Here is a 15320-nt window from a genome sequence, read left to right as displayed (position 1 = left end):
TGGATGTCGCAAAATGGAATTGTTTTAGTAGCCAGTGTATCTATCTTTAGTGATGATAAAGTCTTGATGATAAAAGAGAATAAACCTACTTCTGTTAATATGTGGAATTTTCTGGGCGGACGTATCGAATATGGAGAGGACATTCTCTATTCAGCCCGAAGGGAAGTTAAAGAGGAAACTGGATTCGACGTAAATCTGATTGCCACTACAGGTGTTTATAATTTTATCAGTAGTACGAACAATCAAGTTATTTTATTTCATTTTATCGGCGAAGTTACTGGAGGTTCTTTAAATCTCGAAGAAGATGAAATTTCAGACAGCAAGTGGATAACAGTAAATGACCTTGTAACATTTGAAAACGAAGGCTTACGAGAACCGAATGAAATAAAGCAAATCACTGATAGCTTATTAAAAGAGAATTTACACTCAATTAGTGTGTATAATGAGCAACTGATTAAATCGTTCTTATTGAGCTGAAGGGATGTTGAACAAAAGTATTAATATTAAAATTTAACAGAGCTAAATAAAAAAAGCCAGCCTCTTGGGCTGGCGAAATCGTTTTACCAGCTTGCTTTTTTAACGCCGGGTATATGCCCTTTGTAAGCAAGCTCGCGGAAGCAGATGCGGCACAATTTAAACTTCCGAATCACGGAATGCGGTCTGCCGCAGCGTTCACAGCGGGTGTACTCTCTGACTTTGAACTTTTGTTCCCGTTTTTGCTTGACAATCATTGAAGTCTTGGCCATCTCTTTTACCTCCTTTTACATTTATCGATTTATATAAATAAAAATAGATTTTATTTTTGTAAACAATTTATTATAACATTTAAAATATCATTTGTAAATAAATTGAAAAGACTCGCTGTTCGAGTCTTTTTTGCTGATAAAAAGCGAAGACTTTATAGCAGATATGCCAATCAACGATCCCGTTTTACCTCAGGCAAACGGCATTTTCTATCAAAAAAGACCCAGACCTATCGTTTGACTGATCTGCCGTCCCTAGATCAATGAGTCCGCTTTATTCGATCTGATCATTTAGATTGAGCGGAAAATAACCGATTTGCATCATTACGCAGCGGCTGTAAATTTGTATACTGGCATCAAAGAAAGGGGGGAGTATAGAGAAAAACGGTATTTAAATTTTTGTCTCATTGTCTGGCACTCCACTATGCAATGAAACGAAGAAGGAATCAAACATAGTAAGAAAGCGCTGTAGAATTTGACAGCCTTGTGATCTACTCCAGCTGAAGAACAAATCAATTCGTTTCCGCAACACCATTTCCCGCCCAAACGATCAAACTTGAAAACGAAAACGGAATGCAGGGCTGTTCATTTTCACTGAACCTCGATGTTTTAAGGATGAGATGCCGCCGTGTCATTGAGACCGTTTACTAACGAAGACGACGGCGGAAATGGTAAACGCGTCACATTTATAAGCAATAAAATCGGGAAAAGGTGTGCAGGCTGCATACCTTTTTTCAGCGGTTCTACCTTTGGCTGACCGCTATTTTAAGCCCGATCAAAGCGAACAAAGACCCTTCCAGCAAATGAACTTTTTTGGCGGCTTGCGGATTTCTGCGCAGCCGGTCTCCGACTTTTTCCGCAAACAGGCTGATCATCACAAAGATAGCGAACGCTTGAATCAAAAATAACATGCCGTAAACAAGCATTTGCGTTGTCACATTGAAGGTGCCGGGGTGGATAAATTGCGGAAGAAAGGCAAGGAAGAACAATGAGACCTTCGGGTTTAATAGGTTCATCACCACGCCTTTTTGATATAAAGCCCTGCGGTTCAATGAATCTTTGGCTTCAACGTTGAAACCGGCGCTTTTTTGCCGAAAAGACTGGTAAGCTAAAAACAGCAGATAGGCTGCACCTGCATATTTTACAATCGAGAAGGCGACAGCTGATTGATAGATCGCAGCAGAAATGCCTGCTGCAGCCGCCGTGATGTGGACGATTAGCCCTGTGCATAGTCCGGATGCGGTTGCTATACCCGCCGATTTTCCCTTTGATATGCTCTGTGCCAAAACGAACAGGTTGTCAGGGCCCGGCATAAGTGTTAGCAGTACGGCCGCACCCAAAAAAGAAACGATCGATATCGCGTCCATCTGTCCAGCTCCATTTTCAATAGTATTTTTATTATTATAGCATCTGAGAAACACTTTTTAGCAAAAAGGCGGGGAAAATGGACGGATTTTTAGTTTCTTGTATTAGTACAAGTTTGTGCTAATCAACATAATCTGATAGTGAAGAATGAAACCTAAGGAAGGGAGAAGTGCTTATGTCTTACTGCAAACCGCGCGTTCTGCCGCCAGTTGTGCATCCTACTAGATACTGTGAGGATCACAGATTCTCTAAAACGATCGTTCCTCACATCCATCCGCAGCATATTAAAAAAGTGGATCATCATAAATACGAACATGTTCACTATTATCCGCACTCTTATTCAAGCTATAAGCCGGTTTATCATGACCACTCTTACTGCGGTAAACCTTGCGATCGCTACGAAAAATACTAACCTTTCCGGAAGAAAAAATTCTTCACATGAAAAAAGGCCGTAGAAGCGTCCCCATGGAGCTTTTACGGCCTTTTTGGTTAGCTCCTGCATCCTTGCAAATTCCCACGCAAAACAGCTTCGCCGGCCTTTTTCGTCTTCGAATTGAAAGGGCGCACTTCGACTTGGGTATTCACAGTCAGCTCTGATGATATTTCGTCAAATTTGCCCGCCCAAGGACTTCCGCCAAACCAGCTCGGCGCGTCTTCTTGGACTTGATGCATGGTGAAACGCCAGCTGATCTGGTCAGGTATCCGGGCAATTCCTTCAAATTGATCATAATCTCCAAATGAAGCAGGGTCCGGAAGCCAATCAGCGTAGATGCCGACACTCTGCCTTTCCCTGACAGGACTCCCGGGGGCTTCGGTATACGGTTTCTTCACTTTCGCAATTAAAGCCGTTCCGCGGGCATTGGGAATATCTCGGACTGGATCAAGAACGACGCTGCATGGATAAGGTACTTGTGCGTAGGCCGCTGCCGCAGGCAGAATGAGGACAAACGATATCGCCAGACTTCTCAGAAGTGCCATCATTGAACAACCCTCCGTTTCTTGAAATAGTTTAACCAGTCACGCCTTTTCAAATTCTTCATGTTCAGCCCTCGGAGACATTCACCTATTTACATCTTGGGAGTATCTTATGGTAAAGACATGATCGGGGGCGACGGCATGGGATATTTTATCGAGGCAGAACCAAGCGTTAATCTGTACGTTGAAGACATCAATCCTCAAAGCGGCAAAGCCATTGTATTTTTGCACGGCTGGCCATTAAGCCATCTCCAGTTTGAATATCAATTTGACGATCTTTCGCGAAAGGGATACCGCTGTATCGGCATTGACTGGCGTGGATTCGGGCGTTCGGATAAGCCGGCGACGGGCTATAATTACAACCGTTTGGCTGATGATATCCGCGCTGTCGTTGAGGCGCTTCAATTAAACAACTTCACGCTTGCCGGTCATTCAACCGGCGGCGCCATAGCACTCCGCTATATGTCCCGATATAGGGGCGCTGGGGTCTCAAAGCTGGTTTTGATCGATGCGGCGGCGCCTGTGGGATTTACTGAAGAAACGGCAGCCAAATTGCTTCAGCAAGCGTCTAACGATCGTCCCAAGATGATGCGCGAAGTGACCGACACGTTTTTCTTTCAATATATTACACAACCGTTCTCAGACTGTTTTTTTCAATTGGGATTGCAGGCGGCAGGCTGGTCGACAAAAGCGGTCATCGAAATGCTGAGAGATGAGAAACTGTATGATGATCCGGAAAAAGTCGCTGCTCCAGCCTTAATCATTCACGGTATTCAAGACAAGGTGATTCCGTTTGCACAAGCAAAGGAGCTCAGCCGCAAAATCAGAAATTCATATCTTGTTCCGTTTCAATACAGCGGACACGGTCCATTCTGGGAGGAACGCAAAATGTTCAATCGGATTTTAACGCAATTTATCGGTTGATTTTATATTGAGGAGCTGCCACATAATGTTCAAAAAGCAGAGAGGAATATTTTGGATAATCATGTTATGATGATAATCACCGAGACTGCTTCTGCACCCTGAAGCGTGAAAAATACCCGAAGTGCAAGTATTTTTATCGGGGTGTATCTCCGTTTGGCACAGAAGCAGAGGGGAGCATGACGTTTCTGAGGGGGAATGGAATTTAATGAAGTCAATCCAATCAATCACCGTTCATTCAAAGCAATATATCGTCGGTGAGCGATGCCATCCGCCAGGATTTAGAGACGAAGCGACCGTAATGAAAATTACAGAAAAAAACAAGTTCTATGGATTAATCAGAGGCTTTGTTGTTCATTTTGATACAAAAAAAGAGCTGCATATTCATACAGAGCCCGTCAATGTTCATTGGAGGTGAAGGACTTTAAGCGAACATTTAAAATATTCGTTTAGTGTCTTTTTTTTAACTCTGGAAGCAATGGGATTCAACCGCAGATGCTTCATAGTCATAAAACAGATTTTCCAAAAACGATATTTAGAAAATGAACGGGCGAAATTAGGGACAAAGCATAGGTGCTTATGCAGTCGGGCTTTAGCTTTTCAGCATAATGTACTAGTGAATCTATAAAACAAAGGGAAAGGAGAATGTACGAATGTATTGCAAACATCATGAGCCGCATGTTTACCCTACGAAATATTGTGAGGATCATCATTACTCAAAATCTGTCGTTCCTCATATTCATCCACAGCATACAAAAAAAATAGACCACCACAAGTATGAACATGTTCATTACTATCCGCACACTTACTCACATCATAAAGATGTTTCACATGAACACTATCATTGCGGAAAACCTTGCAAAAGCTATGAAAAAAAATCGGATTACGGCCATTGCTATTAATTAAGGCTTAATTGTACTTTCACAGACCATATAAATACCCGGCAGGGGTCTTTTATGGTCTGTTCCTATTTTATAAGGGAGCTACCATGTATATCAACGTTTAACATAGGTTATAGCGAACAGCAGAAAAATAGTATATGGCAAAATGAAAAATGCAGACGAAGTTCGAAGTCGCGGAATGCTTATTAATGTCATTTATACCTTTTTTATATTAATATGGTACATATAGGATGTTATTTTCTCTAATCGGTTGGGAAGAAAGGAGAGCCGTTATGCAAAAAACGCTTTTTCAAAATGCTACGATTGTGACGCTTGATCCGCAGCTTCATACGCTCGAAAAAGGGGACATGCTGATTGAAGGCTCCGTCATTCTGGACGTTGCCGAGTCGATTGAAGCCGGAGACGCTGAGATTGTGGATGCCTCCAATATGCTGATCATGCCTGGATTTGTTGATACGCACCGCCACGTATGGGAATCTGTGATCCGCGGAATCGGAGCCGACTGGTCCCTGCAAACCTATTTAAACCGGATTTATTATGGGAATTATGGGTCGATGAGAAGACCTGAGGATGATTGGGCCGCGAACTATTTAGGAGCGCTTGAGGCGCTCGATGCAGGCGTCACGACTTTGCTGGACTGGACGATGATTGAGTCGCCTGATCATACGGACCAGCTGATTGCCGGACTGAAAGACGCCGGCATTCGCGCAGTATTCGCCTTTGGAACATCTGGTGACGCCGAATATTGGGACAGAGACAGCGATCTTTCGAATATGGACGAAGCGAAACGGGTAAAAAAAGCATATTTTCAATCGAAGGATCAGCTTCTGACGATGGGGCTTGCAATTCGAGGTCCGGAGTTTTCTTCATGGAAGACATCTGTCTTTGAAATCGAAACGGCCCGGGAACTGGATGCCTTATGCAGCATGCATATTGCTTTTGGCAACTGGGGAGCGAAAGATCGTTCGATTGAAAAGCTGAATCAAGCCGGGCTGCTTGGTCCCGATTTAAACATGGTGCATGCCAATGCGATGAGTGAAGAAGAAATGAAAATGCTTGCGGCTCACGGAAGCTCGATATCTGTGACACCAGAAATTGAGATGATGATGGGGCACGGCTATCCTGTTACAGGGCTCTCTCTAAAAAACGGGGTTCTTACTGCGCTTGGGGTTGATGTTGTCACATCGACCGGGGGAGACCTTTTCGCACAGATGAAATTTGCTCTTCAAGCAGAACGCGCAAAGCACAATGATGAACTGCTGAGAGAAGGAATTATGCCGGGGCCCGAATTGAGCATATCGGCCGAACAAATCCTGAAAGCGGCTACCATTGACGGGGCGCGCGCCCTAAAGCTCGATCATAAAATCGGCTCGCTTTCCCCAGGCAAAGAAGCTGACTTTATCATGGTGAAAACGGACAGCGTCAATTTGCTCCCTTTCACTGATGCGGCGGGGGCCATCGTCCAATGCACGCACACCGGAAATGTAGATTCCGTATATGTCGCAGGAAAAGCGGTGAAACGAAACGGCCGGCTGGTTGATGCAGATCTTGAAAAGGTGAGACAAAAAGCGCTGGAAGCAAGAGATCATATTTTATTCCGATCCCCTGAGGGCGCCTTTTAAGAAAAACAGTTTCATGATGCGCCTTTGCAAATAAGACCCCAGATTGGTTATGCGAAAAAACGGATATCTGACCAATGAAGTAAAGGCCTCATAGACAGCCGCGTATCATCTGGAAACTAAAACGTTAGGAAACAGATTCTCAAATGCTAAAAAGACCAGCCCTTGATATAAAGGGGCTGGCTCTTTTTAAAATAAGTCGTCAATTTGGGATAAGTATATGTCTACAGTAGAGTCATTCAACTTCTCTAATATCACCAAGATATCGCGGACTGACCTTCTTGTTTGTTCATCCTCAAACGTTAAATTTTTATAGTAAGAAATGACGGCTTCCAAAGCGCCGGCAAGTGCCAAACCAGTGTCACGGTCTGCTTTTAAAGCGGATTTTTTCATTTTTGTCAAAAGCCATTTTAAATCATCAATACTTTCAATAGGGTAGTAATTAAGCTGATGCAGCTCGGCTGCCGAATTTTTAGTCAGAATTTGTTCAGCTTCTTCTTTTGTAATGGCATCTTCCGGATAGACATAGGGAATGTCAGGATGCACGCCTTCGATAAGCTGGCAGTCGTCATCATCCATGGGATTATCTGTATAAAGTTTAGAGAGAAATTCTCCAAATGAATCCGCTAATTTATAATTCTCTTCAAATTCTGAATCGAAATAGTGCACGGGCGGATTTTCTTTCGTTTCTCTGTAGTCAAGCGCTATCCATGTATGGCCGTCACCGTGAATAAGGATCAGGTTGTCGGGCAGTTCCCATTCTTTAATGATGTATTTGCTCTCGAGAATCCCTGCCTTTTTCCCTAAGCCTAATAAGTAGTCAAACTGGACATGATCTTTAGCCCAGGAGGTAGGCCGTTCAGAAGGGAAGGCGTTAAAATTGATATACCCGCCGTTTTGTTCAAGAATAAGCGCTTTGTATTCCTCCGGAAGTTTCACACCTAACTTTTTTTCAGCTTTTTGAATATCTCTCTCTGATATGCTTTTTAATTTGTATGGATCTTCGTCTTCGTATGTCCAAAAGTTTTTCAAATGCGTCCCCCCTCATCCGTTTGTTGTTCGTATCTATTTGGCAAAAAGGGTTGTCCTTCCCGGAGTCTTTTTGAAGGCCGAGAAATAATCATAAGTTTGCGGAATGGCCCCGTATGTTCCTTTAATGCGAATATCCTTACATTCGCCTTCGGAATTTTCAAAATAAAGCCTGTAGGTTCGAGGCATCAACGTGATGACATCCTGAGCGGTTCGGTCAGGCCAGTCCCCTTCAAAATCTTTAATGCTTAAACTCATAAATCTTCCTGATAGGTGCATCATCTGAATCTTAATCGTTGTTTTGCAGTTTTCTGCATTGAAAATCGTAAACTTATAGCCAATATGCCAGTTAGAAACGTTTAAGTCGCTGCTATCGGGAATGTCCTCCACATGAGTCCCCGTAAACGTTAAATTCAGCTTGTGCGGGAACGAATAGGCTTCAGCGCGGCTCACAAAACTGAAAAATCCACAAATCAACACCATCATCAGCAAAAAGCGTTTCATTTAAGATCCCCTCCTTTTTCCATTTCCATTGTAGCATAGACGAGTTGAAAAAGATGGAAATTTTTTCAGAGGATAAGCACAAGCCGAAAACTAAATCACTCCGCACGGTTTGTTAGGTTTAGCAGCCTCTTGAATATGGTTTTAATTACCGTATATATATCAATTGATTCAAGGGAAAAATAAGATCAGACCTTGAATCAGGCTAATTCCTCGATTTTTTTCATGGGAGGAGCGGAAAGATGAAGCTTAGCACTTATAAGATCTGCTTTTTATTCCCTATCATAATTCTTTTTTTAGCTGGATGCTGGAGCAGCCATGAAATTGAAGAACTTGGCTTGACTTTTGCTATAGGGTTTGATGAAGGCCGAGAGACAGACCTTGAAAAAAAATTTAATAAAATGGGCGGGGATTATCCAAAAAAAATCGAGTAACCTTGACATACCAATATGTCAATCCGTACACAGCAGGGGCTCAGATTGCCGTGGGAAGCGGCAGCAGCCAACAACCTTACATTAACGTATATGGAACGGGTGATTCCTTACAGCAAATAGGCAGTGAAATAGCACTCAGGCAGGACAGGCCGGTCTTCAGCTCCCACTTAAAGGTGATCGTCATTGCTGCGGATTTGCTTCGTACTTATTCACTAAAGGAATTGCTTGATCAGACGCTTAGGGACAATGAAATCAGACTGAGTACGCTTGTCCTTGTAACAAGAGGAAGAGCAAGTGATACACTTGAACTGAAAGACGGCACCGGTAAAATACCCGCATTTCACCTTACCAGAATTATTCACAATGACTTTAGGGCGAAAAAAATTCTGCCTCCGATCACTCTTGCCAAACTGCCGGGCATGATGAAGGCCGGAACCAGTTATTTGCTTCAAAACATCATCGGTGCCGACGGGGAAGTCAAATATGCAGGAGCTGTTGCCATTAACGGAAAAACAAATAAGCTCCTTGGTTTTTTAGATGAAAAAGATTTAGACGGGATCATGTGGATCAAAGGACAAGGGGTAGGGGGCACTGTCAAAAACTATGATCAAAAAACAAAAAAATTGACGGCCATGTCAGTCGATCACCTTAAGAGTGAGATCAAGCCAGTCTTCAAAGGAAACCGCCTCTCATTTAAAGTGAATATTAATTCAGAGGCACACCTGGCTGAAAACTGGAATACAACCGAAACGGCAATTGACAAAAAATATTTGAAAAGAAAGGAAGAAAGTGCGTCACAAACAGTGAAACAGCTGGTAGAGCAGATCACAGAAAAAATGCAGAAGGAATATAAAGCCGACCTTGCCGGCTTCGGTGATGAAGTGAGGATCCACTATCCCTTTCTTTGGAGAAAGCTGAAGAAAAATTGGGATGAAGTATTCACAGAAACCCCCATTCAATATGATGTGAACATCACGATTGAAGAATTTGGATCACAAAGTAGACATTAGCTTAATCATGACTTTATAAAGGTGCACAAATAACAGCGAGGGGATAACGGGGAATGGGTGAGAATGCTTGGTCATAAACGGTAAGTGTGTGTTTTATCAAACTTTTTTCGCGGATAAGTTATATATATATAGATAGGCTGTAAAAAGACAAATGTCATCTGATCAAACAGACGCATTTTTATAATTCGGCTATAGCTTTTGGAGTTGACCGAATAATTGATTAGAGGACAGTCATTTTTTGTTAATTTCAAACGGAACTAACTTTAAAGAGTTAGTTCCGTTTGAATCGCTAATCCAAATTTTGATCGATCGTTCCTTCAAAATAGTCATCACTGACCTGTTCATGAGTTTCAGCTAATCCTTTTTCCAATTGAGTAGCCCCTTCATAATCCGAAGGGTCGAAATATTTTCCGGCCACATCGGTAGTGTCAGTTGTGTTTTCTTTGTTATCAGTTTCAGTGTTTACGTTTTCTGTCTTAGCATTGCTGTCTAAAGATTGCTGAGAATCATATTCCTTGTCTAGTGAAGAAAATCTTTTGTAATCATCCGGTCTGTCTGCTCCATTTTTTTGAGGCACGTTAATCACTCCATATCAGTGAAATTTTGTTCTTTAGGTAAAAAGGTCATCTGAAAGGCATTTCAGTCTCATATTCATTTCTCATTTGATCAATACAACGATTTCACTCCTTTCGCCCAAAATATGGTGGAATACCAACTCTTCTTATTCTGTCTGTTGAGAAGGTATTCATTCGCTTTTTTTCGAGTGAATCAAACTGCAAGCCTATTCAAGGGAAAGAGAACAAGTGAAAGAAGGGGCGAGAACTCCCCATTCAGTGATTTAAGGCTTCAATTTTCTTCTGTTACAAGCGGCTGACGGAAGGGGCTTATTCGTTAGGCGAACACGCTGGAGAGCATGATACCTCTTCTGGGGAGAAAAGCGGAAATGAACCAGGCAAAGGAGCAAGTATAGCTGCTTCTGATTTAACCGGTGAAGCGGGAAAAAGCGAATTGAACTCTGGAACCAATCTTTTCATGCCTGTTTATGCTTTTTTGTTTCTATATGATGAAATTGTCGTTTTCAATGATGCATATGAACCAATAGCTGCGCAACCATAGAATCCGCCCATAAATACTCCAGCTATGAGGCTGTGTCGATGACTTATGCAAACAGATATGATTAAGCCTAGTGCAAGTGCAATTGATGGAACATACTTTTTGGGAACCTTAAGAAAGATTTTAATTATCTGTGTGACGATCAAGATAATCGGCACTGCCGTAACAGCATCCCAAAAGTTTGTATGAATGATTGGGAAATCCATATATAGCACCACCTTTTTTTATCAGTATTTCTTGATTCGGTGAAAAATATTTAATGCGAACACCCAGGGATCTCATAAATCCTTTGGAAAGGGATAGTGAACCACCTTTATAAACTGCAAGAGCATTTTACTCACCTAAAATCGACCTCATTAATCTATAGTTCTTAATCTTTACCGCAGATTGCTATGTGCGGTAGTCAGAACGTCTTTTTCGAGTAAAAAGCAGCGATTGTTAGGCGGCACTCGTATGGATTATAATGGGAAAAGAGGGAAGCCTCATCTGTATTGAAGGGGGGATGTATGGAGTCTAAAATGAAGATCGGTTTAGGTGTTTTGATAATTGGACTCGGCTTTCTCAGTCATTTTCGATTTTCGAACAACAATGATATGAACACAGCTTCAAGAAACACCACAAGCGCACCCAGTCACGATTTTATTGTTTAGCTTAAAAAAGAGTTTTGAATTATCTTTTTGCAGCCGTTTCATTAGCGGCTTTTTTTATTCAAAACAGGTTTATTGGACTGGTCTTAAAGATTCATTTTGTTGGATTGAAAGGATTTATTCACCAATTCCCTTCCGTATAGTGGTAAACTCTTAGTTGGTCATTACTTTTGTCATGCATTTTTTGGGAAGCGAGGTATTGCAAATGATCGGTTCAATCCTGGGAGAAACGCTGGCTTTAGATATCATGAAAGTTGATTTATCGATGAAGAAAGAATTTTTGGCAGAGCTGAAAGCTTGCCGCAAAGAGCTGGAAAAAGACAAAACAGAGTTCTCTGATTCGAAAAAGACGATCACCGAACCACAACTGTCGTCTCATACGTGGCAAGGCAGTCTTGCTGACTCCTTTGACCGTATTCGAGGTCTGATGAAGACTGCTTACAATGACATAAGCGGAAAACAGCTTTCTGATGTTTTAAGCAAAATCGATGAACGAATCAAATCTTTACAAGAAGATATTCACTCGCTCAGCCAGGAAGTTCGTTCTTTAGAGAAAAAGATTGAGAACGCGAAGCGGGAAGCACGAGACAAGGAGTAAATGAAAAATGGATCAAGAAATAAAAGTGAATACCGGAGAAGTCAAACAAGCGCTCTCTAAATTAAAGCATTCCAGCCATTCAATGAAAGCGACGATTCCGACAGATATCAAGGGCCAGAATCACCTTGATGCGACAAAGAAGATAGAGGAACTGAATCAGACGATTAATAAGATCGCTTCTTCCTATGCCTCTGCTTTCTCAAAACAAGTCGTCCAAACGGAATCAGCAGTCGAAGCAATGATGGACACCGACAAACAGCTGGCTTCATCGATGAAAACAAAATAGAAGAGAAAGCCATGAAGACATTGGATGTTCAGGCGCTGCACAAAGCGCTGGAACATTTAAAACATCAATCAGACGAAATTGCTAAAGTCAAAAGCAAAAAACATATTATATATCGACTGGAATATAATGTTATTTAGGCGGAAGATAGATTAGAAAAAATTCCTAATGAACTAAGAGAGTTTTATTTAAGAGTATGATATGGTTTTATTTGTAATCTTGATAAAACTCATGGAGATAGAGTAATGGATTCTCATAGTGTAGCTGATTTTATAGATCCAAGAATTAGAGAACTATACCCATGTTAGTGTTTTTTGAAGTCGGTGAGGGGACATATCTGACTCTAGATTTAGATCAGGAAGAAGAGAACGGTATTTGTCCAGTATACTATTTTGACAAGATAATTGCGGCATCACTCGAAGAGTTTTCAAGAAAATGGATGAAGAAGAACCAGACTATTATATTCATGCCTAAATTGACTTGAGAATTGATTAACTTTGAAGAATGACCTTGATTGGCTATTGCCTTTCAAGGTTTTTTATATTTAATCCGAAAAAAGGGCATAGAATGGGAGACACACCTATCCCTGAACTGAATGATGATAAGATCGTCAGTCTCACAAGAGAAGCGGTCCGTTTACGTAATTTCTCAATGCTTTCTCCTTTTCTTTTTTAAATTTATGTGTCATAGTACCGATATAATGATTAAGTAGAATTGAAAGAGTGATGTCCATTGTTATCTTTAGGAAATATTTTAACAATAGAATTTGAAATTCAAGAGTATGTCCTCGCGAAAAGCAAAGTGCTATCCATTGAGGACAATGTTTTAAGAGTACATTATCCTGTTGATGAAGAAACAGGGAGAACTGTTATTATTCCAACAAATACAGTAGCAATAGTTCACTTTATAAATGAGCAACAAGTCCCATATAAATTTACCAGTGTAATACAGGGACGAGAGATCTATCAGGATATACCTGTATTAAATATGTATTTACCCGAAGAAGATCAAATGACAAAAATTCAAAGACGGCAATTTTTTAGAGTAAATACAACGATTCCTGTCACTGTCCGCCCATATGGATCTGGTTCAATGTTTAAAACATATACAGCAAATATCAGTGCTGGAGGCGCTGCGTTAATTATTGAAGAGACGCAAATACACGAAGCGGAAGAGGATTTAAATTTAAGCATTCATCTGCCAAATGAGGGACATGATGAAAATGTGATTGACGTTTATGCTCAAGTCAAACGCACTTACATAGATCGGAGAACAAACAAACAGATCATGACAGTTGAATTTATCAAGATGGATGAACATGATGAACAAGCACTTGTACATTATTGCATAAAATTGCAATTGGAAGAAAGAAGAAAACTGAAATCTGATTAGAATATTAATTTTAACCTGTTATATGATGCAGCTTACAGTAGGTGTCACCCCCAAAAGTTGAGAAAGACCTGAAATCTGCCTTTTTTTCTTTCTCGCCACATCTATTGAAATGGAAAGCTGTTGGTGAGATGATGTCGAATACTTTGCATTAAACAAATATATAAAGAATAGGAGGAGAAGCTGATCGATTTGCTTTAGAAACAGAGGATAGTCTCATCTGTCTTAAAAAGATGGTCTATGCTCAAAAGCAAATATTGAATGGGGAATGTTTGTATGAAATCTAAAATGAAGATCGGTTTAGGGATTATGATAATTGGACTTGGTTTTCTCAGTCATTTTTCGAACAACGATGATATGAACACAGCTTCAAGAAACATCACAGCGCACCCTCCAGTCATGATTTTGTTGTTTAACCTAAAAGAGTTTTTGGAATATCCTTTTAGCCGTTTTAATAGCGGCTTTTTTTTATATATTTCAAACCCTCAACAAAGGTTTAATGACCTGATCCCAAGGATTCATTTTCACGGATTGTCAGGATTTATTAACCAATTCCTTTCCGTAAAGTGGTAAAACAGTTCGTGGTATGTCACTTTAGTATTAGAGGAGAATGCTATGAAAACTCTTGATGTTCAGGCGTTGCACAAAGCCATTGATCAATCGAACTTAAATCAAAAATAGATAATAGGACTATTACTCGAGAAGAATACAAGGTATATACTTGGAATAAGAAATTTGCAGATAAGCGAGATAAAGGTGCTAAGACTTTTTAAACAAGAATACTTAATGGTGAAGCTCCAACAAGAAATTGGTTCAAAGGAGCAGGCGCAAGATATTATAAACAATAAGAGAGCAAAGTATGAAGGGAAAACTATGCAAGGACATCACAGTTATAGCGCTTCTAAATTCCCTCATTTAAGTGACAAAGGTGAAGTTATATATCCAGCAACAACAAGGGAACATTTACACAGATGGCACGGAGGGAAATTACAAAAATAGCCTTCCGGGAAAGCCGATTAAGGATATTAAAGATTTTTAATTTAGAGGGGAGTTATCTTGATGGACTTCATTTATGTGGAAGTACTCAATGATTCAAATATTACTAAGTACATTTCGTTATTAAGAAAAACATCATCTAAACCTATTAACGAACTAAAGCAGGCGATTGAAACAGGAAATGAATGTGATTACTATGACACAGAAGAATTGAAATCACTAGTAATCATTATAGAACAGTTACTCTCATTGGGAGCTAGCATTAAAATTTATGAAAATGATAGAGAAATAACACTTGAGATGTCTTGATCGAAACCTATGAGGGCATTGCAAAAGACCGAGAAGAATTGGATGAGTTATTATTTGGTGATGATGATTAATATTTAATGAAGAATGAGTTGAAAATATAAACAATATTCACCTTTTCTACCTTGATTGGCTTTTGGCCTTTCAAGGTTTTTTTATATTCAAACCCGAGAAAAATCCGACAAAAAGGGGGATAAAATAGGGGACTTTTTCTTTTCCACTTTGTCATACGATAGAGACAAGAAAACGAACGTGGAATATCGAGTCCAAGACGGAGAGCCTGCGGACACTGATCTTTTGCATACGGATGTTATGCGGCTGATTGGTTTGTGTTTTCAGAGAGCGAGGTTGCTTGAGTTACGGGGTTTGCCGATGTTGAAAAGGACGCTGCTCCAAAGCCGGAAATAGAGCTTGTCAATGCTGGTGCCGCGGTTAGAACAGGCATTGTTTTTCATGCTGATCCCTCCTTTTTCATCTATCCTCTCGTTT

At 40.7% G+C, this 15320-nt stretch carries 19 protein-coding genes and 2 pseudogenes; 14 read left to right on the top strand and 7 right to left on the bottom strand.

What is annotated here, in order from left to right:
- Positions 1–3: 3 nt before the first annotated feature.
- Positions 4–477 (top strand): NUDIX hydrolase, encoded by a 474-nt coding sequence (locus MKY62_RS11090; protein ID WP_339613594.1) that lies wholly within the window; start codon positions 4–6, stop codon positions 475–477.
- A gap of 83 nt (positions 478–560) precedes the next feature.
- On the opposite strand, the gene MKY62_RS11085 is transcribed toward MKY62_RS11090, so the two are convergent.
- Positions 561–746 carry a type Z 30S ribosomal protein S14 gene (locus MKY62_RS11085; protein WP_003182651.1) on the bottom strand — a complete coding sequence of 62 codons (186 nt, stop codon included), beginning with the start codon at positions 744–746 and terminating at the stop codon, positions 561–563.
- Between the two features lie 740 nt (positions 747–1486).
- Positions 1487–2110, bottom strand: coding sequence for a LysE family translocator (locus MKY62_RS11080; protein WP_003182649.1), 624 nt, complete (start codon positions 2108–2110; stop codon positions 1487–1489).
- 173 nt (positions 2111–2283) lie between these two features.
- On the opposite strand from MKY62_RS11080, the gene MKY62_RS11075 reads away from it, so the two are divergent.
- On the top strand, positions 2284–2520 hold the full coding sequence (locus tag MKY62_RS11075; RefSeq protein ID WP_003182648.1) for a CotD family spore coat protein: 237 nt from the start codon (positions 2284–2286) through the stop codon (positions 2518–2520).
- A gap of 77 nt (positions 2521–2597) precedes the next feature.
- Here MKY62_RS11075 and MKY62_RS11070 read toward each other — a convergent pair whose 3' ends face one another.
- Positions 2598–3089: a hypothetical protein gene (locus MKY62_RS11070; protein WP_003182646.1), complete on the bottom strand. Its 492-nt coding sequence runs from the start codon at positions 3087–3089 to the stop codon at positions 2598–2600.
- 135 nt (positions 3090–3224) lie between these two features.
- Here MKY62_RS11070 and MKY62_RS11065 point away from each other — a divergent pair, with 135 nt between their 5' ends.
- The 4 genes from MKY62_RS11065 (at position 3225) to MKY62_RS11050 (ending at position 6528) form a co-directional block, all read left to right on the top strand.
- Entirely contained in the window at positions 3225–4007 is a 783-nt protein-coding gene (locus tag MKY62_RS11065) for an alpha/beta hydrolase (protein ID WP_011198044.1), read from the top strand.
- A gap of 205 nt (positions 4008–4212) precedes the next feature.
- A complete protein-coding gene (locus tag MKY62_RS11060; RefSeq protein WP_003182642.1) occupies positions 4213–4422 on the top strand; it encodes a hypothetical protein in 210 nt (69 codons plus the stop codon).
- A gap of 235 nt (positions 4423–4657) precedes the next feature.
- Positions 4658–4906, top strand: a complete 249-nt coding sequence (locus MKY62_RS11055; RefSeq protein ID WP_003182640.1) for a CotD family spore coat protein — start codon at positions 4658–4660, stop codon at positions 4904–4906.
- A gap of 272 nt (positions 4907–5178) precedes the next feature.
- Positions 5179–6528 carry an amidohydrolase family protein gene (locus tag MKY62_RS11050; protein ID WP_003182638.1) on the top strand — a complete coding sequence of 450 codons (1350 nt, stop codon included), beginning with the start codon at positions 5179–5181 and terminating at the stop codon, positions 6526–6528.
- Positions 6529–6714: 186 nt separating this feature from the next.
- On the opposite strand, the gene MKY62_RS11045 is transcribed toward MKY62_RS11050, so the two are convergent.
- Together MKY62_RS11045 and MKY62_RS11040 are read right to left on the bottom strand one after the other, a co-directional pair.
- On the bottom strand, positions 6715–7557 hold the full coding sequence (locus MKY62_RS11045; protein ID WP_003182636.1) for an SMI1/KNR4 family protein: 843 nt from the start codon (positions 7555–7557) through the stop codon (positions 6715–6717).
- A gap of 33 nt (positions 7558–7590) precedes the next feature.
- Positions 7591–8058, bottom strand: coding sequence for a hypothetical protein (locus tag MKY62_RS11040; RefSeq protein ID WP_003182635.1), 468 nt, complete (start codon positions 8056–8058; stop codon positions 7591–7593).
- 239 nt (positions 8059–8297) lie between these two features.
- Here MKY62_RS11040 and MKY62_RS11035 point away from each other — a divergent pair.
- Positions 8298–9499, top strand: a pseudogene (locus MKY62_RS11035) (Ger(x)C family spore germination protein).
- A 289-nt stretch (positions 9500–9788) separates the two neighbouring features.
- On the opposite strand, the gene MKY62_RS11030 reads toward MKY62_RS11035, so the two are convergent.
- Positions 9789–10076, bottom strand: coding sequence for a YozQ family protein (locus tag MKY62_RS11030; protein ID WP_003182629.1), 288 nt, complete (start codon positions 10074–10076; stop codon positions 9789–9791).
- Between the two features lie 463 nt (positions 10077–10539).
- Positions 10540–10818, bottom strand: coding sequence for a hypothetical protein (locus MKY62_RS11025; protein WP_003182628.1), 279 nt, complete (start codon positions 10816–10818; stop codon positions 10540–10542).
- Positions 10819–11464: 646 nt separating this feature from the next.
- Between MKY62_RS11025 and MKY62_RS11020 the strand changes: the two genes are divergently transcribed.
- The 7 genes and pseudogenes from MKY62_RS11020 (at position 11465) to MKY62_RS10990 (ending at position 14834) form a co-directional block, all read left to right on the top strand.
- Positions 11465–11857, top strand: coding sequence for a DUF5082 family protein (locus MKY62_RS11020; protein WP_009328079.1), 393 nt, complete (start codon positions 11465–11467; stop codon positions 11855–11857).
- A gap of 7 nt (positions 11858–11864) precedes the next feature.
- Positions 11865–12143, top strand: a complete 279-nt coding sequence (locus MKY62_RS11015; RefSeq protein ID WP_003182622.1) for a YwqI/YxiC family protein — start codon at positions 11865–11867, stop codon at positions 12141–12143.
- A 729-nt stretch (positions 12144–12872) separates the two neighbouring features.
- On the top strand, positions 12873–13532 hold the full coding sequence (locus MKY62_RS11010) for a PilZ domain-containing protein (protein ID WP_003182616.1): 660 nt from the start codon (positions 12873–12875) through the stop codon (positions 13530–13532).
- A 197-nt stretch (positions 13533–13729) separates the two neighbouring features.
- Positions 13730–13816, top strand: a pseudogene (locus MKY62_RS11005) (hypothetical protein); the annotation flags it as partial.
- Positions 13806–14102 (top strand): hypothetical protein, encoded by a 297-nt coding sequence (locus MKY62_RS11000; protein ID WP_003182614.1) that lies wholly within the window; start codon positions 13806–13808, stop codon positions 14100–14102. The pseudogene MKY62_RS11005 and the gene MKY62_RS11000, both read left to right, overlap by 11 nt.
- Before the next feature lie 162 nt (positions 14103–14264).
- Positions 14265–14528 carry a hypothetical protein gene (locus MKY62_RS10995; protein WP_035334079.1) on the top strand — a complete coding sequence of 88 codons (264 nt, stop codon included), beginning with the start codon at positions 14265–14267 and terminating at the stop codon, positions 14526–14528.
- Between the two features lie 60 nt (positions 14529–14588).
- Positions 14589–14834: a hypothetical protein gene (locus MKY62_RS10990; RefSeq protein ID WP_003182610.1), complete on the top strand. Its 246-nt coding sequence runs from the start codon at positions 14589–14591 to the stop codon at positions 14832–14834.
- Positions 14835–15320 lie beyond the last annotated feature (486 nt).

It is taken from the genome of Bacillus sp. FSL R7-0646 (assembly GCF_037969865.1).
Lineage (GTDB): Bacteria > Bacillota > Bacilli > Bacillales > Bacillaceae > Bacillus > Bacillus licheniformis.
This window is presented reverse-complemented; position numbering and strand designations above follow the sequence as displayed.